The organism is Longimycelium tulufanense, from assembly GCF_014645795.1.
GTDB classification, from domain to species: domain Bacteria; phylum Actinomycetota; class Actinomycetes; order Mycobacteriales; family Pseudonocardiaceae; genus Longimycelium; species Longimycelium tulufanense.
Genome location: NZ_BMMK01000016.1, coordinates 127,311 through 149,550 on the forward strand (window position 1 = coordinate 127,311; position 22,240 = coordinate 149,550).

17 protein-coding genes and 2 pseudogenes are annotated in these 22,240 nt (G+C 70.3%); 14 read left to right on the top strand and 5 right to left on the bottom strand.

What is annotated here, in order from left to right:
• The first annotated feature begins 271 nt into the window (after positions 1-271).
• Positions 272-1,249, top strand: a complete 978-nt coding sequence (locus IEY55_RS17510) for an endonuclease/exonuclease/phosphatase family protein (protein ID WP_189059155.1) — start codon at positions 272-274, stop codon at positions 1,247-1,249.
• Position 1,250: 1 nt separating this feature from the next.
• Here the strand turns inward: IEY55_RS17510 and IEY55_RS17515 are convergent, their stop codons facing one another.
• Entirely contained in the window at positions 1,251-2,189 is a 939-nt protein-coding gene (locus IEY55_RS17515; RefSeq protein ID WP_229686478.1) for a TAXI family TRAP transporter solute-binding subunit, read from the bottom strand.
• Between the two features lie 59 nt (positions 2,190-2,248).
• Here IEY55_RS17515 and miaB point away from each other — a divergent pair, with 59 nt between their 5' ends.
• The 4 genes and pseudogenes from miaB to IEY55_RS17535 all read left to right on the top strand — a co-directional run bounded on the left by miaB (position 2,249) and on the right by IEY55_RS17535 (position 5,763).
• A complete protein-coding gene (gene miaB / locus IEY55_RS17520; RefSeq protein WP_189059159.1) occupies positions 2,249-3,730 on the top strand; it encodes a tRNA (N6-isopentenyl adenosine(37)-C2)-methylthiotransferase MiaB in 1,482 nt (493 codons plus the stop codon).
• A gap of 192 nt (positions 3,731-3,922) precedes the next feature.
• Positions 3,923-4,423: an Rv2732c family membrane protein gene (locus IEY55_RS17525; RefSeq protein ID WP_189059160.1), complete on the top strand. Its 501-nt coding sequence runs from the start codon at positions 3,923-3,925 to the stop codon at positions 4,421-4,423.
• A gap of 55 nt (positions 4,424-4,478) precedes the next feature.
• Positions 4,479-4,715 (top strand): annotated as a pseudogene (locus IEY55_RS17530) (IS630 family transposase); the annotation flags it as partial.
• Positions 4,716-4,872: 157 nt separating this feature from the next.
• On the top strand, positions 4,873-5,763 hold the full coding sequence (locus IEY55_RS17535; protein ID WP_189059162.1) for an alpha/beta fold hydrolase: 891 nt from the start codon (positions 4,873-4,875) through the stop codon (positions 5,761-5,763).
• A gap of 173 nt (positions 5,764-5,936) precedes the next feature.
• On the opposite strand, the gene IEY55_RS17540 is transcribed toward IEY55_RS17535, so the two are convergent.
• The gene (locus IEY55_RS17540; RefSeq protein ID WP_189059164.1) at positions 5,937-7,274 is read right to left on the bottom strand and encodes a DUF349 domain-containing protein; all 1,338 of its coding nucleotides are present in this window, start codon (positions 7,272-7,274) and stop codon (positions 5,937-5,939) included.
• A 186-nt stretch (positions 7,275-7,460) separates the two neighbouring features.
• Here IEY55_RS17540 and IEY55_RS17545 point away from each other — a divergent pair, with 186 nt between their 5' ends.
• The 5 genes from IEY55_RS17545 (at position 7,461) to IEY55_RS17565 (ending at position 12,755) form a co-directional block, all read left to right on the top strand.
• Positions 7,461-8,189: a class III extradiol dioxygenase subunit B-like domain-containing protein gene (locus IEY55_RS17545; protein WP_189059166.1), complete on the top strand. Its 729-nt coding sequence runs from the start codon at positions 7,461-7,463 to the stop codon at positions 8,187-8,189.
• Between the two features lie 11 nt (positions 8,190-8,200).
• Positions 8,201-9,109, top strand: coding sequence for a tRNA (adenosine(37)-N6)-dimethylallyltransferase MiaA (gene miaA, locus IEY55_RS17550; protein ID WP_229686479.1), 909 nt, complete (start codon positions 8,201-8,203; stop codon positions 9,107-9,109).
• 21 nt (positions 9,110-9,130) lie between these two features.
• Entirely contained in the window at positions 9,131-9,970 is an 840-nt protein-coding gene (gene dapF / locus IEY55_RS17555; RefSeq protein ID WP_189059170.1) for a diaminopimelate epimerase, read from the top strand.
• Between the two features lie 239 nt (positions 9,971-10,209).
• The gene (gene hflX, locus IEY55_RS17560; protein WP_189059172.1) at positions 10,210-11,658 is read left to right on the top strand and encodes a GTPase HflX; all 1,449 of its coding nucleotides are present in this window, start codon (positions 10,210-10,212) and stop codon (positions 11,656-11,658) included.
• Between the two features lie 41 nt (positions 11,659-11,699).
• Positions 11,700-12,755 (top strand): hypothetical protein, encoded by a 1,056-nt coding sequence (locus IEY55_RS17565; protein ID WP_229686480.1) that lies wholly within the window; start codon positions 11,700-11,702, stop codon positions 12,753-12,755.
• A 139-nt stretch (positions 12,756-12,894) separates the two neighbouring features.
• Here IEY55_RS17565 and IEY55_RS17570 read toward each other — a convergent pair.
• A pseudogene (locus tag IEY55_RS17570) lies at positions 12,895-13,727 on the bottom strand (SDR family oxidoreductase).
• Positions 13,693-14,256: a carboxymuconolactone decarboxylase family protein gene (locus tag IEY55_RS17575; protein ID WP_189059174.1), complete on the bottom strand. Its 564-nt coding sequence runs from the start codon at positions 14,254-14,256 to the stop codon at positions 13,693-13,695. The pseudogene IEY55_RS17570 and the gene IEY55_RS17575 overlap by 35 nt, the downstream one beginning before the upstream one ends.
• Positions 14,257-14,540: 284 nt before the next feature.
• Between IEY55_RS17575 and IEY55_RS17580 the strand changes: the two genes are divergently transcribed.
• Entirely contained in the window at positions 14,541-15,677 is a 1,137-nt protein-coding gene (locus IEY55_RS17580; protein ID WP_189059176.1) for a PucR family transcriptional regulator, read from the top strand.
• A 52-nt stretch (positions 15,678-15,729) separates the two neighbouring features.
• Here IEY55_RS17580 and lexA read toward each other — a convergent pair whose 3' ends face one another.
• Entirely contained in the window at positions 15,730-16,482 is a 753-nt protein-coding gene (lexA, locus tag IEY55_RS17585; protein WP_189059178.1) for a transcriptional repressor LexA, read from the bottom strand.
• A gap of 252 nt (positions 16,483-16,734) precedes the next feature.
• On the opposite strand from lexA, the gene IEY55_RS17590 reads away from it, so the two are divergent.
• From IEY55_RS17590 to IEY55_RS17600, 3 genes are all read left to right on the top strand, one after another.
• Positions 16,735-17,190 (top strand): LysM peptidoglycan-binding domain-containing protein, encoded by a 456-nt coding sequence (locus IEY55_RS17590; RefSeq protein WP_189059180.1) that lies wholly within the window; start codon positions 16,735-16,737, stop codon positions 17,188-17,190.
• Between the two features lie 425 nt (positions 17,191-17,615).
• Complete coding sequence (gene nrdR, locus IEY55_RS17595; protein WP_189059228.1) at positions 17,616-18,089, top strand: transcriptional regulator NrdR; 474 nt, start codon at positions 17,616-17,618, stop codon at positions 18,087-18,089.
• A gap of 180 nt (positions 18,090-18,269) precedes the next feature.
• Positions 18,270-22,214: a vitamin B12-dependent ribonucleotide reductase gene (locus IEY55_RS17600; protein ID WP_189059182.1), complete on the top strand. Its 3,945-nt coding sequence runs from the start codon at positions 18,270-18,272 to the stop codon at positions 22,212-22,214.
• Positions 22,215-22,240 lie beyond the last annotated feature (26 nt).

The window sequence follows — 22,240 nt, forward strand, 5'->3', positions numbered from 1 at the left end:
CCGGCCCCACCCTGCTGTCAAGGACTCCTGACGAAGTCGAAGGTTGCTGCGGCGAACGTCACCGAGTACCGCGCGGGCAGGATTTCCAGCCTGGTCCGCGTCGCTGTGAAGACGTGGGCCGGCCCGGATCAACAAGCTCATGAGCTGCACGTTTGCTCCGCGGTCCAGAGTGCGCCGGAAACGAAGGTCAGGACTCCGCGCTCGTTGCGTCCAGTTCGGTCACCGACCAACTTCTCAGGGTTCTCTCATGCTGTCCGGTCAATCTGGCTACATGACGCGAGGAACCCGGCAGCTCGAGCAGCGCGCCCATCCCGACGTCGGTGGCTCCGCACCCGCGAAGCCGCGGCGTCGCCGCCGGTTCGACCTGCCGCTCGTGGTCCTCGCCGTGGCCGTTGCCGCGCTGCTGCTCGGACACCGGCTGGTTCCCGACATCGCCGGCATCGGGACCGTGCTCGACAGTTTCCTTCCCTGGCTCGGACTCGCCGTCCCGGTCCTGGTCCTGCTGGCCCTGCTCGCCCGCTCCGGCCGCGGCGCGGTTGCCGTGCTGCTCCCGGCCCTGGTGTGGGCGGTCATGTTCGGCCCGGACCTCCTCCCCGCCAAGGGCGGCCCGTACGACCTGCGCGTGGCCACGCAGAACCTCTACGCCGGCAACCCGCAGGCCGCCAGGACCGCCACCGAACTCGCCGCCACCAAGTCGGACCTCATCGCCGTCGAGGAGATGACCGACAACAACCGGACCGCCGTCGCCCAGGTGCTCGACCCGCAGTACCCCTACCGGGCGGCCATCGGCACGATCGGCCTGTGGAGCCGCTACCCGATTTTGGACAGCCGGCCCGTCGATCTCGGCCTCAGCTGGACCCGGGCGCTGCGGGCCCGCGTGGACACCCCCAACGGCGAGATCGCGGTCTACGTCGCCCACCTCGGCTCGTTGCGACTCGGCCAGAGCGAGCAGCGTGACCGTTCCCTCAACCGCCTCGCCGCCGCCGTCCGCCAGGACGATGCCCGGCGCCTGCTGGTGGTCGGCGACCTCAACACCGCGAGCACCGACCGGCACATGTCCGTGCTGACCGACCTGCTCTCCGACGGTCAACGCGCCGGATCGGGCCTCGGGTTCACCTGGCCCTCCTCGTTTCCGGCCACCCGGATCGACCACATCCTCTATCGGGGCGTGACTGCGGTGGACGCCGGAGTCGTCCGCACCACCGGCAGCGACCACGCCGCGGCGACCGTCGACTTCCGGACCAGGTGACTCAGTGCAGCTTGGCGGAGCGGTAGTACCGCTCCGCGCCCGGGTGCAGCGCCACCGGCGCGGTGCCGATGGCCGCGCGCAGGCCGATCGTCCGCGCCGCCGGGTTGGCCTCGGTCAACCGTGGCAACGCCGCGAACAGGCCCCGGGTCAGCGCTTCCGCCAGCTCGTCGTCCATGTTCTCGCGCACCACCAGGAAGTTCCGCACCACCAACGCGGTCACCGGCTCCTGCGCGCGATAGGTGGAAGCAGGGATCGTGCCCTTGTCGTAGACCTGGTGATCACGCCGCAGCGCGGGGAGCAGCTCGCCGAGGTCGAGCAGCCGGACCGCCATCTCCTCCGACAGGGTGCGTACCCCGCTGGTGGGCAGCCCACCGGACCAGAAGAAGGCGTCGATCCCGCCGGAGAGCATCTGCCGCACCGAGTCGTTGATGCCGTACCGGCGCAGTGCCAGGTCCCGCCCGGGGTCCAGGCCCGCCACCGCCAGCAGGCGGTGGGCGATCAGCTGCACCCCGGACTCCACGGCACCCACCGACACCCGCAGGCCCCGCAGGTCCGCCAGCCGGTGCACGTCGGCGTCGGCCCGTACCACGACGTGCATGTAGTCGTCGTGCATCCGCGCCAGGGCACGCAGTGGCGTGGGGTCGCCGGTGGGCTCGACCGCGGCGTCGACCTGCGAGAAGCCGACGTGCGCGGTGCGCTCCCGCACCAGGGAGACGTTGGCCACCGAGCCGGCGGTGACGAGCACCTCCGGTCGGGGCACATCCAGCTGCTCGTGCCAGGCGTCCGCCATGACCTGGCCCAGCGCGTGGTAGACGCCGTCGGTGCCGCCGGTGGCCACCCGCAGCCGCAGCCCGGGGAAGGACGGACCAGAGCACCCGGCCGCGAGCAGCGGCAACGCGCCCAGCAGGGCGAGCGCGGCGCGGCGGCGGATTGGGGGCACCAAAGCATTGTGCCCGCGCGGGGGCCTACCCTGGGAGGCCGGGAAGAAGGGGTTGAGGAGTGTCCCGGACGTACCAGATCCGCACCTACGGGTGTCAGATGAACGTGCACGACTCCGAGCGGCTGGCCGGCCTGCTCGAGGACGCCGGCTACGCGCCCGCCGCGGCCGGCGCCATCCCGGACGTGGTCGTGTTCAACACCTGCGCGGTGCGCGAGAACGCCGACAACCGGCTCTACGGCAACCTCGGCCACCTGCACCCGGTGAAGAAGGAGCATCCGGGCATGCAGATCGCGGTCGGCGGCTGCCTGGCGCAGAAGGACCGGGGCGAGATCGTCAAGCGCGCCCCCTGGGTGGACGTGGTGTTCGGCACCCACAACATCGGCTCCCTACCGGTGCTGCTGGAGCGCGCCCGGCACAACAACGAGGCCCAGGTGGAGATCCTGGAGTCGCTGGAGGTCTTCCCGTCCACCCTGCCCGCGCGTCGCGACTCGGCCTACTCGGGCTGGGTGTCGATCTCGGTGGGCTGCAACAACACCTGCACGTTCTGCATCGTGCCGTCGCTGCGTGGGCGGGAGAAGGACCGCCGGCCCGGCGACGTGCTGGCCGAGGTGCAGGCCCTGGTCGACGAGGGCGTGCTCGAGGTGACGCTGCTCGGCCAGAACGTCAACTCCTACGGCGTGGAGTTCGGCGACCGCTACGCGTTCGGCAAGCTGCTGCGTTCCTGTGGCGAGATCGACGGCCTGGAGCGGGTGCGGTTCACCTCCCCGCACCCCCGGGACTTCACCGACGACGTCATCGCCGCGATGGCCGAGACGCCGAGCGTCTGCCACCAGCTGCACATGCCCCTGCAGTCCGGCTCGGACCGCGTCCTGCGCGCGATGCGCCGCTCCTACCGGTCCGAGCGCTACCTGTCGATCCTGGACAAGGTGCGGGCGGCCATGCCGGACGCGGCGATCACCACCGACATCATCGTCGGCTTCCCCGGCGAGACCGAGGAGGACTTCCGGGCGACCCTGGACGTGGTCCGCGCCGCCCGGTTCTGCGGGGCTTTCACCTTCCAGTACTCCAAGCGGCCCGGCACCCCGGCGGCCGTGCTCGACGAGCAGGTGCCCAAGGCCGTCGTCCAGGAACGCTACGAGCGGCTGGTGGCCCTGCAGGAGGAGATCTCCTGGGAGCTCAACCGGGACCTGGTCGGCCGCATTGTCGAGGTGCTGGTGTCCGAGGGCGAGGGCCGCAAGGACAGCGAGACGCACCGGATGAGCGGCCGGGCCCGCGACGGCCGGCTGGTGCATTTCACCCCGGTCGGCGACGCCGTGGACGGCCAGGTGCGGCCGGGGGACGTGGTGCACGCCGTCGTCACCTACGGCGCCCCGCACCACCTCGTCGCCGACGGGCCGCTGGCGGCGCACCGCCGCACCCGCTCCGGCGATCACTGGGAGGCCGGGGTCAGGCCGAGGACCTCCGGGGTCTCCCTCGGGCTGCCGAAGTTCGGCCGGCCGCCCGTCGAGCCCGCCCCGACCGGAGGGTGCGCCGTCCGCTGACCGCACCCCCGGGCGCAGGCCCAGGCTGTCCCGCGCGCTGATCACCGCCCGGATGCAGGTCAGCGGCGTGGGAGCCACCCGGGTCCATGCCCACCCCGCCCGCGGGCTTTACTTCCCACAAGCCCTGCGGTAGGCCCGGTGCGCGGCCCTCGCCGTCCGGGCACCGCCATGACACGCCGATGGGAGTTGTCGATGACGTCCGAGCGCGGCCCCCGCGAGCCCGAGGACCTGTCCGAGCTGCGAGCCGAGCTCGATGCCGTCGAACGCGGCGTGTTGCGGCAGATCGACCCGGGGCCCAAGGCGTTGCTCATCGCGGTCGCCGTGTTGGCGTTGCTGGTCGCCGCGATCCTGCCGTGGGTGGGTGAGATCAGTGGCTGGCAGGTGCTGCTGGGCCAGCACGACGGCCCGGTCCACCTGGTCCCCAAGCTGTTCGCCGGGTTCGCATTCGGCGTCGGGGTGTTGCTGTCGGCCCTCACGCTGACCATGCGGCGCTGGGGCCTGGCCTGGGCGGCGGCCTGGGGCTGTGCCCTGACCACGATGTTGGGCGTGCTGTCGGTGTGGAGTCAGCAGACCGGCCCGGGGGTGCACGACCCGGGCCCCGGGCCGAGCATCGGGCTGATCGTGGCCGTGCTGGCCGCGCTGGTGCTGGCCGTGCAGTGGTTCCGGGTCGCCTGGTCCCGCCCGGTTGAGTGAGGTTGTCGTTGATCACGGCGTGGAGCAGGTGATCAGGACGGACCGCCCGGGGTGCCCCAAAGTGAAGGGATGGCTGACCCGCCACCCGCGGTTCCACCTGCACTTCACCCCCTACCAGCGCCTCCTGGCTGAACTCGGTCGAACGCTGGTTCGCCGAGCTCACCCATCGCAGACTCCGCCGCTCGGCCCACAGCAGCATTCCCGAACTCGAAGCCGACATCCGCACCTGGATCAACACCTGGAACGCCGATCCCAAGCCCTTCGTCTGGACAGGACCGCCGACCAGATCCTCGATACCCCTGGCCAACTGATCAACGACTCACGACACCAGCTCGGGAAGGCCACCGGCGAGTGGTTCGACTACCTTGGGTTCGACTGGAAGCTCATCTTCATGACGAGTGGAGATCTCTCAAGAAGATCGCCTGCACGCCTTGAGAGGAGAGCCTGAGATGGACACCGAGCTCGAGAGCTGGAAGGCCACCGGCGAGTGGTTCGACTACCTTGGGTTCGAGGTGTTCTATCTCAAGAAGGGCAACGGTCCGTACCTGCTGCTGGTGCACGGCTACCCGTTCAGCTCCTTCGACTGGAAGCTCATCTGGCCAGCGCTGGCCCGGCGATTCACCGTGATCGCCCCGGATATGCTCGGGATGGGCTTCTCCGACAAGCCGGTTCGGTACGAGTACTCCGTCCACGACCACACGGACATGCACGAGGCGCTGCTCACGCACCTGGGCGTGGGGCAGTGCCACATCCTGGCACACGACCTCGGAGACAGCGTCGTACAGGAGATGCTCGCCCGCCATGAGGAGGGCTCGGCGCTGACCATCAGCTCGATCACCTGGCTGAACGGCGGGTTGTTCAACGAGGCGTACACACCACGGCCGATGCAGGTCCTGCTGTCCAAGACGCCCCTCGGTGGCCTGTTCGCCATGCGGCCGCAGCTGTTCATGGCCGACCCGCTCGTCGATCGTACGATCAACGAGTTGTTCGGCCCCGACACCAAGCCGTCACCGGAGCTGTTGCGGCAGTTCCACGACATCCTCGGCCACAAGGACGGCAAGCGTGTGATGCACAAGGTCGGGCGCTTCATCGTGGACCGCTACCGGTATCGCAACCGGTGGGTCAGGGCGATGCGCCAGACCAGCGTGCCGATGCGGCTTATCGACGGCCCGTATGACCCCAACTCCGGACGGCATATGGCCGATCGCTACCGACAGGTGGTCCCGGATGCCAACGTTGTCCTGCTCGATGCGAAGATCGGCCACTGGCCGCAGATCGAAGACCCGGGCAACGTCATCACCCACTTCTTGGAATTCATCGACCGGGCAGAGGACTCCTAACCGGCAGGATGTGATCCCAGGGGTCGGGCCTTTGAGTCATCCCGTGAAGACTTCCCAGGGGGTGTCGGCGGACAACCCCGCTGCAGCGACCCTCGCGGGCTTCCAGAACACCGAAAGGGCGGCCGGGAAACCGGCCGCCCTTTCCGTGATGCCTGATCGTCAGGCTCGCCCGCTCACCGGTTGGCGACCGCCGCCTCGGCCGCGGCCAGCCACTCCCGCCATTGCGCGGCCTGCGCCTCGGCCTTCTCGGCGCGCCGCTGGTCCCCGGCGGCCCGCGCCTTGGCCGCCTGCGCCTCGAGCTGCTCGACCCGCTCCCGGAACTGCTCCACCCGCGCCTGGGCCTCCGGGTCGGTACGGCGCCAGCGTGCGTCCACCGCCGACCGCACGCGCTCCTCCACCGCCCGCATCCGGCCCTCCAGCTCGCGGACCCGCTCCCTCGGCACCCGGCCGACCTGCTCCCAACGCTCCTGGATCCGGTACAGGTGGGCGCGGGCGGCGTCCAGGTCGGTCGACGGGTCGATCTGCTCGGCCTCGGCCAGCAGCTCCTCCTTGCGCCGGGCGTTCTCGGCGAACTCCGCGTCTCGCTCGCTGAACGCCTCTGACCGGTGCGCGAAGAAGCGGTCCTGGGCCGCCCGGAACCGCTGCCACAACGCGTCGTCGGCATCCTTGGGCGCCCGGCCCGCGGCCTTCCATTCCGCCATCAGCTGCTTGTAGCGGCCGGCGGTGGGGCCCCAGTCGGTGGAGTCGGCCAGCTCCTCGGCCTCGGCCACGATCTCCTGCTTGCGGGCCTTGGCCGTGGCACGCTGCCGGTCCAGCTCGGCGAAGTGCGAGCCGCGCCGCCGGTTGAAGGCGTCCCGGGCCTTGGCGAAGCGGCGCCACAGCTGTTCGTCGGTCTTGCGGTCGACGCCCCGGATCGCCTTCCACTCGTCCAGCATGGTGCGCAGCCGGTCGCCGGCCGCCTTCCACTGGGTGGAGTCCGCGGCGATCTGCTCGGCCTCGGCCACCAGCGCCTCCTTGCGCGCGGCCGCCTCGGCCCTGGCCTGCTCGCGGGCGGCCCGGGCCTCGGCCACCGCCTGTTCGGCAAGGGCCACCAGGTGGTCGGCCCGCGCGGCCAGCGTCGCCAGATCACCCACCACGGCGGCCTCGGCCAGGCCGTCCCGCAGGTGCTTCGCGCTGGCCAGCGCCTGCTTGGGGTCGCCGGCACCGGAGTTGAGGCGGGCCTGCAGCAGGTCCGCCTCGGTGCGGATGTCGTCGAACCGGCGCGCGTAGTGCGCCAGGCCCTCGGCCGGGTCACCGGCCTGCCACTGGCCCACCACCCGCTCGCCGTCGGGGGTTCGCACGTACACGGTGCCGTCGCTGTCCACCCGTCCCCAGCGAGCCGGGTCGTTCGAGGCGGCCGGCACCTGGGGCGCCGGCGCCGCCCCTACCCGCTGGTCCCCGGCCTGCCCTGGCGCCTGCCGCAGGGCGCTGTCCTGGGCCGTGTTGTCCGGGGTCGTTCCCTGCTCGGTCATCGCCGGCTTCCTCCTCGCCTGCCTTGAAGCCCGCGCTCGGCACGGGCGCCCCGCGTGGGCGGGGCCCAGCCACACCGGGGACCCGGTCCGTCCGGCGCGTCCCCGTGCGCGCATTCAAACAGTTCCGTCCGCCTGCCGGTACCGGAGAGTCGAGATCGAGTCGGGCAGCACAGCTAACCTGCGGTTGTGATCGTTCGTGCCGTGGTGCTGCCGCATCCGCCGCTGCTGGTGCCCGAGCTGGTTACCGGCGCGGCCACGCGGACGGAGACCGTGCGTGCGGCGTGCCTGGGGGTCGCGCGTTGGCTCGCCGAAGGTTCACGGCACTGGGTCGCCGTCGCCGCCGACCCGAGCGGACCCCGGGTCCTCGATCCCGCGACCCGCGGCACGTTCGCCGGGTTCGGCGTGGACGTCCGGGTCGCGTTGGGTGCCGGTACCGGCCCGGCGGACCCCGCGCTCCCACTGCCCGCGCTGGTCGCTGGCTGGCTGCGGGGACGCGCGGGCGCGGACGAGGTGCGGGTGGAGCTGGTCCGCCCCGACCTGCCGGTCGCCGACTGCCGGCGGGTGGGGGAGCGGCTGGCGGCCGGGCCCGACCCGGTCGGCCTGCTGGTCCTCGGCGACGGCTCGGCCCGGTACCCGGACCTCGCGCCCGCCCGGCCGGACGAGCGCGCCCCCGGCTTCGACGCCGTGGTGCGGGACGCCCTGGCCGAGGCCGACACCGAGGCCCTGCTCGGCCTGGACCCCGGGCTCGCCGCCGAGCTGGCGGTGGCCGGCCGGGCGGCCTGGCAGGTCCTCGCCGGAGCGGTGCTGGCCGACGGACGGGCATGGAAGGGCGAGCTGTACTACTCCGGCGCGCCCTTCGGCGTCGGCTACCACGTGGCTGCATGGCAGCCCGGGGCGGCGAGCCCCGGCACGTAGGCTGGCCTGCCGTGACCGCTCGCCCGCCCCGTCCCGTCGCCGTCGTCGGACCCACCGCCACCGGCAAGTCGGACCTGGGCGTGGAGCTGGCGTTGCGACTCGGCGGCGAGGTCATCAACGCCGACGCCATGCAGCTCTACCGGGGCATGGATATCGGGACGGCCAAGCTCACCGAGGCCGAACGGCGGGGCGTGCCGCACCACCTGCTCGACGTCCTCGATGTCACCGAAACCGCCTCGGTCGCCGCCTACCAGCGGCAGGCCCACCGGATCATCGAGGAGCTGCTGGCCCAGGGACGGACGCCGGTCCTGGTCGGCGGCTCCGGCCTCTACGTGCAGGCCGTCGTCGACGACCTGCGCTTCCCCGGCACCGACCCGGCGGTGCGTGCCCGGCTGGAGGCGGAGCTGGCCGAGGTCGGCCCGTCCCGGCTGCACGCCAGGCTCGCCGAGCGCGACCCGGCCGCCGCGGCGGCGATCCTGCCCAGCAACGGCCGGCGCGTGGTGCGGGCGCTGGAGGTCATCGAGATCACCGGCCAGCCGTTCTCGGCCAACCTTCCACGTCCCGGTCCGGCCCGTTACGACACGGTCCTGATCGGCCTGGACCGTGCGCCCGCCGAGCTCGACGAGCGGGTCGACCTGCGGGTAGAGCGCATGTTCGACGCCGGCCTGGTGGACGAGGTGGGCGCGCTGGAGAAGGTCGGGTTGCGACAGGGGCGCACCGCCTCCCGAGCCCTGGGCTACCAGCAGGTCCTCGCCGCGCTCGACGGCGAGTACGACCTGGCCACGGCCGCGGTGGAGACGGCACGGGCGACCCGCAGGTTCGTACGCCGGCAACGCTCGTGGTTCCGCCGGGACCAGCGGATCACGTGGTTCGACGCGGCCCGGCCGGGCCTGGCCGACGCGGTGCTCGGGATGCCGTAGCCGGCCCGTAGGCTGGTCAACGTGGGTGTGCGGTTCGCCAAGGGGCATGGCACGGAGAACGACTTCGTGGTGTTGCCCGACCCGGACGGCCTGCTCGACGTCACCGAGCGCCGGGTGCGCGCGATGTGTGACCGCCGGCGCGGCCTGGGCGCCGACGGGGTGCTCCGGGTCGTCCGCGCCGGCAAGGTGGCCGACGCCCCCTCGGCCGTGGACCCCGACGCCTGGTTCATGGACTACCGCAATGCCGACGGTTCGGTCGCCGAGATGTGCGGCAACGGGGTCCGCGTCTTCGCCGCCTACCTGGTCGAGTCCGGGCTCGCCGCGCGGGGGCGGCTGACGGTGGGTACCCGGGCCGGTGTCCGCCCCACCGTGGTGCACGAGGACGGCAGCGTCACGGTGGAGATGGGGCCGACGCGGGTCGACGGCTCGTCCCAGGCCACCCTCGACGGCTTCACCTTCCCGGGCCTGGCCGTGGACGTCGGCAACCCGCACCTCGTGTGCGCCACGGAGCTGCCGGTCGCCGACCTGAACCTGTCTTCGCCGCCCGGGTACGACCGCGGGCTCTTTCCGCACGGCGTGAACGTCGAGTTCGTCAATCCGCTCGACACCGAGACGGTGCGGATGCGCGTGTACGAGCGGGGCGTGGGGGAGACCCGGTCGTGCGGTACCGGAACGGTCGCCGTCGTCGCCGCCACCCTCAACGCCGTCGGTGAGCGGACCGGGCGACGCCGCGTGCTGGTCCCCGGCGGGGCCGTCGACGTCGCGATCACCGAGTCGGGCAGCACGCTCACCGGACCAGCGGTGATCGTCGCGCGTGGTGAGCTCGACGACGTCTGGTGGCGCACCGCGGACCAGGACTGACCAGGGAGAACGCTGTCGCGGAGCCGGCGGGGGCCGGCGGGGCCGGCACCTGCCCCGCCGGTGGAGGCGACGTTGTCGGCATTTCCTGTACCGGAACAGCCACCGGCCCCGCATCGTTGAAGGTGTCGTTGCGGTTGGAGCTGCAGTCGGTGCCACAGACGGCGTCGGAGTCGGCTGAGACCACGTCGCCAGACCGATTTTCGGAAAACGGGTGGTTCGGCGTGGGAGCATGGAGGTGTATGACGAACACGAACTTCGACCCCACCGGGGTCCACGACGACGACCTGGACGAGGTTCCGTCGACGGGTGAGCTGGAGCTGGCCGACCGCGCGGCACTGCGCCGGGTGTCTGGGCTGTCCACCGAGCTCGCCGACATCTCCGAGGTCGAGTACCGGAAACTCCGGCTGGAGCGCGTGGTCCTGGTCGGGGTGTGGACCGACGGGGACGCGAGCGAGGCCGAGGCGTCACTGACCGAACTGGCCCTGCTCGCCGAGACCGCCGGTTCCCAGGTTCTCCAGGGCCTGGTGCAGCGGCGCAACCGGCCCGACCCGGCCACCTACGTGGGCAGCGGCAAGACCCGTGAGCTGCGCGACGTGGTCGTGGCGTCCGGCGCCGACACGGTGATCTGCGACGGTGAGCTCTCGCCCGGCCAGCTCCGGCAGCTGGAGGAGCAGCTCAAGGTCAAGGTCATCGACCGCACCGCGCTGATCCTGGACATCTTCGCCCAGCACGCCCGCTCCAAGGAGGGCAAGGCCCAGGTGGAGCTGGCGCAGCTGCAGTACCTGCTCCCGCGGCTGCGGGGCTGGGGTACGGCGATGTCCCGGCAGACCGGTGGTCGGGCCGGCGGCGGCAACGGTGGCGTGGGCCTGCGTGGTCCCGGTGAGACCAAGCTGGAGACCGACCGTCGGCGCATTCACAAGCGGATGGCCAAGCTGCGCCGCGAGCTGTCGTCGATGCAGACCGTTCGGGAGACCAAGCGGGGCCGCCGGCTGGCGAACGAGGTGCCCAGCGTGGCGATCGTCGGCTACACCAACGCCGGCAAGTCCAGTTTGCTCAACGCGCTGACCGGCGCGGGGGTGCTGGTCGAGGACGCGTTGTTCGCCACCCTGGACCCGACTACCCGGCGCTCGACCACGCCGGACGGCTGGCCGTACACGCTGACCGACACCGTCGGGTTCGTCCGGCACCTGCCGCACCAACTGGTGGAGGCGTTCCGCTCGACGCTGGAGGAGGCGGCCGACTCCGACCTGCTGGTACACGTGGTGGACGGCTCCGACGGGGCGCCGGAGCGACAGGTCTCGGCCGTTCGGGAGGTGTTGGCCGAGATCACCGCGAAGCGGGACGAGCCGATGCCGCCCGAGCTACTGGTGGTGAACAAGATCGACCTCGCCGACGACGTCGCGTTGGCCCGGCTGCGCCACCTGCTGCCGGACGCGGTGTTCGTCTCGGCACGGACCGGGCGGGGGATCCCACGGCTGCGGGAGCGGCTCGGCGAACTGCTGCCACGGCCCGACCAGCTGGTCGAGGTGTTGTTGCCCTACGTTCGCGGTGACCTGGTGGCCAGGGCGCACACCGAGGGTGAGGTGCTGCTGAGCGAGCACGCGCCGGACGGCACCCGGATGCGGGTGCGGGTCCGGCCGGACCTGGCCGCCGCCCTGGAGGAGTTCGCGGTCGCCGGCACACGGTGACCGCCGGGTCGTCCCCGCCCTCTCGTGCCAGACTGGGCGGGGTGACCGGCCGCCAGCGGGTGTTCCTCCTGCTCGTTGCGTTTCTTGTTCTCGCGTTTCCGGCGCTTCCGGCGTCGGCGACGCCGGAAGCGCCGGCCGAGCTGTGTCGGGTCACCGATCCCCGGTTGGCCGAGCTGTCCGGTGTGGCCAGCGACGGCGACCGCTGGTACGCCGTGCCGGACGGTGGGGAGCAGGTACGTGTCTACGTCGTGGGGCGGGATTGCGCGGTACAACGCGTGATCACGTCGCCTGTCGACCCGTTCGACGTGGAGGACGTGGCGCGTGCTCCGGACGGTACGCTATGGCTTGCAGACACCGGCGACAATCGGAAACAGCGTGACACCGTTGCGCTTCACGCCGTTTCTCCCAATGGCGGGTCGGTGCTCTACCGTCTGTCATATCCGGATGGTCCGCGGGACGCCGAAGCTCTGTTGCTCGACCGGCGGGGCGTGCCGTACCTGGTGACCAAGGAGCCGCTCGGTGGATCGGGCGTTTACCGGCCGAAGGGACCGCTCGTCGCGCCCGGGCCGAGCGAACTGGAGCGGGTCGGCACCGTGCGAGTCGGGCCGACCGACACGACGGGTGGGCCGCTGTCCGGCACTGTCGGCTCGGTGTTGGTGACCGGGGGAGCGGTCAGCCACGATGGCAGCGTGGTGGCGCTGCGGACCTACACCGACGCCTATCTTTTTGCCGCGCCGGACGGTGATGTGGTGGCGGCGTTGGGGCGAGAACCGGTGCGGGTACCGCTACCGAACGAGCCACAGGGCGAGGCAATCGCGTTCGAACCGGACGGAACCTTGTTGTCTGCCGGTGAGTTTGGCGACTTTGGTGCGGGTAGCGTGCTGCGGGGTGTCGCCGGGGCGGTTCAGGCGACCCAGGCCGGATCGGGCGGTGGGCGGCAGCAACCATTGCCCACAGCGCCAGCTTCCACCGACTCCGTCGCCAGCCCCTCAGCCGACAACGCCGAGGACTTCGGGCTGTGGAAAGCGTTGGGAGTCGGGGGGATTGTCGTGACGGCAGCCGCCGTCCTCGCCCTCGGCCGCCGACTTCGACGCTAGGAACGCATCTACGCTACGCCAGCCGCAAGGACGGCGGTTCTCCCGTGCCTGCTCGAGGTCCACCGGGTGGAGCGGCGCCAGGACGCAGCCAGGGCTCTTCGCGCTGTAGGTGACCGACGGGTCATGCCGGGCCGATCGCCTACATCATCCCGTGGAGACCTGCGTCGACGGCGATTGTCTGGCCGGTGATGTTCTGCGCGGCAGGGCCGGCAAGAAACGTGACGGCGGCCGCGATGTCGTCGGCTGTGACCAGGCGACGCAGTGACACCATCTGCAGCACCTGCTCCATGGCCTGCTCGACGGTCTCGCCGAAAGCCTTTGCCCGAGCTGCCATGGCCCAACGCCCGCGCGGCCCCTCGACCGGACCCGGTTGAACAACGTTGACACGGATGTTGTCCGGGCCAAGCTCCATCGCCGCCGTCTTGGTCAGTCCGATCACACCCGCCTTTGCGGCCGTGTACGGGCTGCGGTTCGGGCATCCGTCTCGCCCGACGGTCGAGGAGATGTTGATGATGCTTCCGCCGCCGGCCGACCGCAGCATCGGAATGGCCCGCCGGATGCAGAGAAACTGGCTCTCCAGGTTGCTGGCGACGGTGTCACGCCACTCGTCGGGTGAGATCTCTTCGAGGGGAGCGGTTGGCCCGCCGCCGCCGGCGTTGTTGACCAGCACGTCGAGTCCACCCAGACGCTCGTGCACCTGTTCGAACAGCAGATCGATCTGAACGGGTCGGCGACGTCGGTCCGTGCGGCTGGCACATCCGGGTGCCCGGCGGCGAACTCCGCCAGCGCGTTGTCGTTGATATCGCACATCATGCACCGCGCGCCGGCTCGGGTCAGGTGCTCCACCGTGGCGAGTCCGATGCCCGCGGCAGCGCCCGTCACGAGGGCCCGCAACCCATCCAACGTCCTGCTCATCAGGTTCCTCTCCTTTGGTTGTTCAGGACTCACTTCGCGATGCCCGTGTGAACGCATCAGAAACCGCGGTTCCGCTCGGCGGGTCGAGTTCGACGTCCAGAACGGTCGCGACGCGACCGAGCGTCCAGTAGGTGCCGATGACCTGAAGCACCTCGACGATTTCGCGGTTGCTGAGGTGTTCACGCGCCGCGGCGAAGGTTTCGTCATCGATCCGAGGAGCAGCGACGATCGCGGCGACGAACCGAACCAGCGCGCGGTCGGCGTCGTCGAAAACCTCCGCGTCGTACTGCCCCTTGACGAGGGCGTCCCGCTGCGCCCGGGTCACGCCCACGGCCTCGGAGATCGGTTCGTGCTGGATCCACTCGTACTCACACTCGATGTTGCGCGCGGTCGTCAGGATCACCAGCTCCCGCGACCGTGGCGACAGTGCGAGATCCACGAACTGGGCCATGGAGAGTTCGCCGAACTGCCGCGCGGTGCCGGCGGAGTGCCCGAGCATCTCCAGGATATGGAGCCGGGGCATGTCCGGAAACGCGTCCCACAGTTCCGCGGAATGCGACGGATCGGGATAGGAGATACGAGCCATGATTCTCTCCTCACTCAGTGGCACTGCGGGGCCGGAAATGCCCGCGGTGCGTCGACGAACCTGCTCAGTGTTTTCTCCCCGGTTCCGACGTGCACCCGCAGGGAGCCGCTCGTACGGGTGAGATGACTGATCAGGACCGTGACCAGGGCACCGGTTTCACCGGGCCCCGGCGTCCGAACCGTCCACGGTGAGCGGTCCGTGGCGACTCATGGGTACCATGACACCTTTGGTGACCTGTCCGAATCAACGGAGGCTCGAACGAAGTCCCCAGGGGCGATTTTGTGATGATCGACAAAAGCCTGGTTGATGATGTGGCCGGGCGTCTGGACACGATCTTCACGGTCGCGGCCGACAAGGTACGCGCGGAGCTTCCCGAGCTCGCCGACGCCGACCCGTCGGCGGTGCGCGGCGCCGTCTCCACCGTATTCGGGGTCGTCCTGTCCGCACTGGCGCAGCGGCGGGACCTGGGCCCCGGCGAGTTGGAGAAGCTTGCCGGCACGGGCGAGGGCGCGGCGGATCGGGGACAGCCGCTGGATCTGATGCTGCAGGTGGCCAGGCTGGCCGCCTGGTCGGTTCTCGATGCCCTGGAGACGATCGCGGTCGAGCACGGCGTCTCCGTTGGCACTCGTTACGAGCTCGTCCACGACTACTGGAGGCGGGCCGACCTGGCGCTGTTCGCCTTCGCGGCCGGGCACCATCGGCGCCTGCTCGAACTCACCCGACAGGACGAGAAGCGGCGGAGCGACTTCATCCGGCGCCTGCTCCACGGCACGATCCGCGGTGCGGAGCTGCGGCGGCACGCGCACCAGCACGGGCTCGACACCGAGGCGCCGTACTTCGCCGTGCGGGCCCGGCCAGCCGACCTGAGTGCTCCACATCTAATCGAGCACGCGATAGCGACAAGCGGGGCGGACGCTGGCCGCAGGACACTGCTCGACGTCATCGACGGTGACGTCGCGGGTGTCACCGCACGTGTCCCACGGGCTCCCGGGCACGCGCACGTCGGGGTGTCGGGACCGGTACCGCTGGCGGGACTCGCCGAGGCGTTCGCGGATGCCTCGCGTGCGCTCGAAACCGCGATCGCCTTTGACCTCCCTGACCCGGTCAGGCCCGAGGACCATCCGCTCGAGCTCGCCGTCGCCCACGACCACACCGTCGGAGATCTCGCCGAACAACGGTGTTTCGGCGCGCTCGACGAACGCTCCCAGAGAAGTCTCTCCGTCGAGAAGACACTCCGCGCGTTCCTGGACGCCGAGCTTCGCGTGGACGCTGCCGCCGCAAGCTTGCACCTGCACCCCAACACGTTGCGCTATCGCATCGGCCGCATCGAGGAGGCAACCGGGCTGCGGCTCACTCGCCTGCGCGACACGTTCCTCGTGTGGTGGGCGTTGCAACATCGCCGAATCTCGCGGCGAACATGAGCGCCGAAATCCGGGAAGGCGTCGGCATGTCGACGCCGGTGGCCCGATCGGCTCAGAGGCGGCGGAGCACCGCGACGACGCGCCCGAGGATGGACGCCTCGTCACCGAGGATCGGCTCGAAGGCCGGGTTGTGCGGCATCAGCCACACGTGCCCGTCCCGCCGCTTCAACGTCTTCACCGTCGCCTCGCCGTCGATCATGGCGGCCACGATGTCGCCGTTCTCCGCGGTGGGCTGCTGCCGGACCACGACCCAGTCCCCGTCGGTGATGGCCGCGTCCACCATCGAGTCACCGACCACCCGGAGCAGGAACAGCGAGCCCTCGCCGACGATCTCCCGGGGCAGCGGGAACACGTCCTCGATGGCCTGCTCGGCCAGGATCGGCCCGCCCGCGGCGATCCGGCCGACCACCGGCACGTACGCCGGCCGCGGCTGTTCCGCCCCGCCGCCGGGCTCGGCCGGGGCGGTCGACGGCCGGGTGCCCCCCGCCACGTCGGGCGGAAGCACTCCGACGGCGCGCGGCCGGTTCGGGTCGCGCCGCAGGTAGCCCTTTCGCTCCAGCGCCCGCAGCTGGTGCGCCACCGACGAGGTCGAGGTCAGCCCGACCGCCTCGCCGATCTCCCGCACGCTCGGCGGGTAGCCGTGCCGGCTCAGGTGGTCGCGGATCACCTCCAGCACCCGTCGCTGCCGCGGGGTGAGCCCGCCCCCGGCCGGCTCGGCGCCCGCCACCGGCTCCGGGAACGGACGGATCTCGGCCCCGCCCCCGGGCTCGGCGGTGGTGTGCTGCCCGCTGCGCCTGCCTGCCACGTCGCTGCCCTCCTGCCGGTGGCGGCTGGTTCGGCCCGTAGTGCCGCCGTCTGGGGTCGACGCTAGCCCGCTGGGCGGAAAAGATCAAACATTTGTTCGAAGAAACACCGGATCGGGCTTCAGTTCGATCTTTTCCGGTGGTAGACAGTCGCACGGGTGTTCTATCGAACATGTGTTCGATTGTTGATCACGGTGGGCGGCCGGTTCGGGGCGGGCCGGCCGGAACGGACGGGCGCGGAGCGAGGAGGCGGCATGGTGCGGCAGCGGGCGTTACCCGTGGGCGTGTGCGAGCTGGTGGCGGTCCCGTCGGTGCGGCCACGGGCCGCGCGCAGCCGGGACGGTCGGCGACCACCGGGCCGGCCCCGCCCGGTCACCGCGCCCGTGCTCGCCCGACACCCCGCCCCCTGCGTCCGCCCCGGTCGGCAGGTCGGTTCCCTGGTGGCCCTCGGCGTCGCGTTCTGCCTCGCGGTGCTCGCTTTCGGCCTGCTGTCGAACGTGGGCTCCGGCAGGCCCGATCCAGCGCCCGCGCAGACGACCGTGGTCCATGTCGCGGGTGGTGAGACGCTGTGGGAGCTGGCGGGCCGGGTCGCCCCTGGTGGTGACCGGACGACCGTGGTGCGCCAGATCCAGCGGTTGAACGGTCTCGAAGGCGCGGAGCTGCGCGCCGGGCAACTTCTGCGGGTCCCGCTCTCCGTCGCAAGGTCCTGACCAGCGCCTCGAGGCCCCGTAAACCGTCCCGTGCCCGTGCCCGGTACCGGTCCGGTGTACGGGGTGGCCGAGGGCGGGTACCCGCCAGTACGGGTAGGCAGTGGCCCACGCCTGGACTGTTTGCGGCATTGCGGCCAGGACGGTGTCAGCCATCACGCGTAGAGGGCCCGGGTCCGAAGAGCGCGGCCAGGCGGCCGTACGGGGTCGTGCGGAGGTCGGCTCGAGGGGCGACACGCGTGCTTCCCGGCCAATTTGCGCGTGGGCCCGGTGAGGCATAGATTCCCAACATGTAGTGGTTACACCGCTGTAGTTAGTCCACAAGTTGGGGTCTCGGAGCGTGTCGGGCGGTCTACCCGTCGTACCCGTCGCGTCCGTTGACCCACCGGACTGCTGGGGCGGTCGGTGCAGGGAAAGGGGTGACGAGGGTGCGGTGCCCGTTCTGCCGCAACTCCGACTCCCGGGTCGTGGACTCGCGTGAGGTCGACGAGGGCCAGGCCATCCGGCGCCGGCGGTCCTGTCCGCAATGCGGACGGCGGTTCACCACGGTCGAGGAGGCCGTCCTGGCGGTCGTCAAGCGCTCCGGCGTCACCGAGCCGTTCAGCCGGGAGAAGGTCGTGCGGGGCGTGCGCCGCGCGTGCCAGGGGCGGCCGGTGGACGAGGACGCGCTGGCGCAGCTCGCGGCCAAGGTGGAGGAGACGATCCGGGCCACCGGTGTGGCGGAGATCCCCAGCCACGAGGTGGGCCTGGCCATCCTGGGGCCGCTGCGCGACCTGGACGAGGTGGCCTACCTGCGCTTCGCCAGCGTCTACCGGTCCTTCTCCTCGGTGGAGGACTTCGAGAAGGAGATCGCCGACCTCAGATCGGTCCGGGTCGCCGGTCCCGAGGGCCCCGGCGAGTAGTACCGGGCGAGCGTGCCCGGCACGAACGTCACGTCAAGGTCGACGCCTGGCGTCGACGGCTTCGCACATACCGCGTTTTCAGGTCCGACCCGGACCGCACCGGACGGGGAGCCCGGACGGGGCCGAGTCGCCGACCGTCGAGCACTCGACGAGCGAGCAGCAGAGGGAGAGAGTCAGGTCATGACGGAAACCGTCGGGACCCCGGCCGCGGGCGGCGCGGGCGAGTCGGCCGCCTCGCCGAACGGCAAGCGCCGTGGCGGTAAGCGCGCGGGCGGCGGGCTGCGCCTTCGGCGGGTCTTCACCACCGAGGGCGTGCACCCCTACGACGAGGTGACGTGGGAACGCCGCGACGTGGTGATGACCAACTGGCGCGACGGCTCGGTCAACTTCGAGCAGCGGGGCGTCGAGTTCCCCGACTTCTGGTCGGTGAACGCGACCAACATCGTGACCAGCAAGTACTTCCGTGGCGCCGTCGGCACCCCGCAGCGGGAGAGCAGCCTCAAGCAGCTCATCGACCGGGTGGTGCGGGCCTACACCAAGGCCGGCGTCGAGCACGGCTACTTCGCGACCGACGCCGACGCGCAGGTCTTCGAGCACGAGCTGACCTGGATGCTGTTGCACCAGGTGTTCAGCTTCAACTCGCCGGTGTGGTTCAACGTCGGCACCGCCTCCCCGCAGCAGGTGAGCGCGTGTCAGCCGTACGACGCGCTCGTCAGCACGCCGGCGGGGCTCGTGCCCATTGGCAAGCTGGTCGAGGATGACGCCGTTGGGGCCAAGGTCTACGACGCGCACGGCATCACCCGGGTCGTTGCAACCAAGGCGAATGGGAAGAAGCACGTGCTTCGGCTCCACACCAAGGCCGGGTACTTGCTGGACGTCACGCCGGACCACCTGGTCTGGAAGTCCACAGGTCAGGGGACGGGCTGGTTCGTCCCAGCCGGTGAGCTCCGCCCGGGAGACCAGCTCGAGTGGCACCGGCGAGAGGCGTTTGGTGAGGCGGGGATCGACCAGAGGAAGGTTGCTGAGGCGGCTCTTGCCGGCTGGTTGCAGTCCGATGGCTTCGTGGGCCAGTACGAGGGCACCAACAAGTCCCTCACCATCGAAGCGATGACCGTCACCGATGCCGAGCTGAGCTGGGTGACTGCCGCGCTGGACGTGGTGTTCCCGGGTGTTCACCGGCACGAGCGGCTCGTCAGCACGGTGGACGAGCGACCCGACTGCCGACGTACTCGGCTCTACGGCAAGGTTCTGGAGAACTTCGTCGAGCAGTGGGGACTCCGAACCAGGGGCAGGGACATGGCCGTGCCCGAGACGCTGTTCTCCGCACCGCTCCCGGTGGTTGCCGCGTACCTGCGCAGCGTCTTCCAGGCTGAGGGTTTTGTCAACCTACGGGAGCGGTCCTGTGCCGTCGAGGTCGACATGATCTCCGAACAGCTCATCAGGGGCATGCAGCAGCTCCTGCTCCGGTTCGGCATCTTCGCAAGGGTTGGCTACAAGGCCGACTCCCGCGAGGACCGTCACGGATGCTGGACGCTTCGTATCCAGAATGCCGGTGACCGCCGGATCTTCGCCGAGGAGATCGGTTTCATCGACCCGTGGAAGGCGCAGAAACTCGATGCGAGCTTCGACATTCCGGGCAGGCGTGCGAAGGAGACGAAGCGTCTGGAAATCGCCCGGATCGAAGATCTGGGCATGCTGGAGGTCTACGACATCCAGACCGAGAGCGGCGAGTACCTCTCGAACAACCTCCGGGTGCACAACTGCTTCATCCTGTCGGTTGACGACACGATGGAGTCAATCCTCGACTGGTACAAGGAGGAGGGCCTGATCTTCAAGGGCGGCTCCGGGGCGGGCGTCAACCTCTCCCGCATCCGCTCCTCCAGTGAGCTGCTCTCCTCCGGCGGCAACGCCTCCGGTCCGGTGTCCTTCATGCGCGGTGCGGACGCCTCGGCGGGCACCATCAAGTCCGGTGGCGCCACCCGGCGTGCGGCCAAGATGGTCATCCTCGACGTGGACCACCCCGACGTCGAGGAGTTCATCGAGACCAAGGCGCGGGAGGAGGAGAAGATCCGCGTCCTGCGCGACGGCGGCTACGACATGGACCTCGGTGGTGCGGACATCACCAGCGTCCAGTACCAGAACGCCAACAACTCGGTGCGGGTCTCCGACGAGTTCATGCGGGCCGTGGAGGCCAGCTCGGACTTCGGGCTGCGCGCCCGTACCACCGGCGAGGTCGTGCAGCGGGTCGACGCCAAGGGCCTGTTCCGCCAGATGGCGAAGGCGGCCTGGGAGTGCGCGGACCCGGGCATCCAGTACGACGACACCATCAACGACTGGCACACCTGCCCGGAGTCGGGCCGGATCACCGCCTCCAACCCGTGTAGCGAGTACATGCACCTCGACAACTCGAGCTGCAACCTCGCTTCGTTGAACCTGCTCAAGTTCCTGCGCGACGACCTCACCTTCGACGCCGAGACCTTCGCGCGGGCCGTCGAGCTGGTCATCACGGCGATGGACATCTCCATCTGCTTCGCCGACTTCCCGACGTCGTCGATCGGGGAGACCACGCGCAAGTTCCGCCAGCTTGGCATTGGGTACGCGAACCTGGGCGCGTTGCTGATGGCCACCGGGCACGCCTATGACTCCGACGGTGGGCGTGCGCTCGCCGCGGCCATCACCTCGCTGATGACCGGCACCGCCTACAAGCGTTCGGCGGAGCTGGCCGGCGTGGTCGGGCCGTACGAGGGTTACGCCCGGAACTCGGACGCGCACCAGCGGGTCATGCGCAAGCACTCCGCAGCCAACGACCTCATCCGCACCTACCACCGCAACGACTCCACCGTGCACAAGCTGGCCACCAAGATGTGGCAGGAATGTTTGGAAATTGGTGCTCGAAATGGGTGGAGGAATGCGCAATCCTCGGTACTCGCTCCGACCGGCACAATTGGCTTGATGATGGATTGTGATACGACCGGAATCGAGCCGGATTTGGCGCTGGTCAAATTTAAGAAATTGGTTGGCGGCGGCTCGATGCAGATCGTCAACCAGACGGTGCCGCGGGCGTTGAAGGCACTGGGCTACCTCGACGAGCAGATCGAGGCGATCGTCGAGTACATCTCCGAGCACGGCCACGTCGTGGACGCGCCTGGGCTGCGGCAGGAGCACTACGAGGTGTTCGACTGCGCCATGGGTGAGCGGTCCATCAAGCCCATGGGGCACGTGCGGATGATGGCGGCGGTGCAGCCGTTCATCTCCGGCGCCATCTCCAAGACGGTCAACATGCCGGAGTCGGCGACCATCGAGGAGGTCGAGGAGATCTACTTCGAGGGCTGGAAGCTCGGCCTGAAGGCGCTGGCGATCTACCGTGACAACTGCAAGGTGGGGCAGCCGCTGTCGGCGGCGAAGTCCAAGTCGGTCGAGGAGAAGGGCAGTGAGCCGGTCGTGGAGTACCGGCCGGTGCGCAAGCGGCTGCCCAAGAAGCGGCCGAGCCAGACGGTGTCCTTCACCGTGGGCGGTGCCGAGGGTTACCTGCACGCGGGTTCGTACCCCGACGACGGGTTGGGCGAGATCTTCGTCAAGCTCGGCAAGCAGGGCTCGACGCTGGCCGGCGTGATGGATGCGTTCTCGATGTCGATCTCGGTCGGCCTGCAGTACGGGATCCCGCTCGAGTTCTACGTCTCGAAGTTCATGAACCTGCGCTTCGAGCCGGCGGGCATGACCGACGACCCGGACGTGCGGTTCGCCACGAGCGTGCTGGACTACCTGTTCCGGCGGCTGGCGCTGGACTACCTGCCGTACGAGAAGCGGGCCCAGCTCGGTATCTTCACCGCGGCGGAGCGGGCGGCGAAGGTGTCCGGCGAGGCGCCGAGCACCGGTGGCGGGGACGAGGTGGACATCGAGAGCCTGCGCGCGACCGTGGACTCCAGCCCGCAGCCGGCGTTGCCCAACGGCGGCCGGCAGCAGGAGCGGGAAGACGACCAGGCGCACAGCTCGACCGAGTTGGTGGAGCTGCAGTTGGGTAAGGCCGCGGACGCCCCGCTGTGCCTGACCTGCGGCACCAAGATGCGCCCGGCCGGTTCCTGCTACGTCTGCGAGGGCTGCGGCTCCACCTCCGGCTGCAGCTGACACACGGCGGGGTAATTGCACGAATT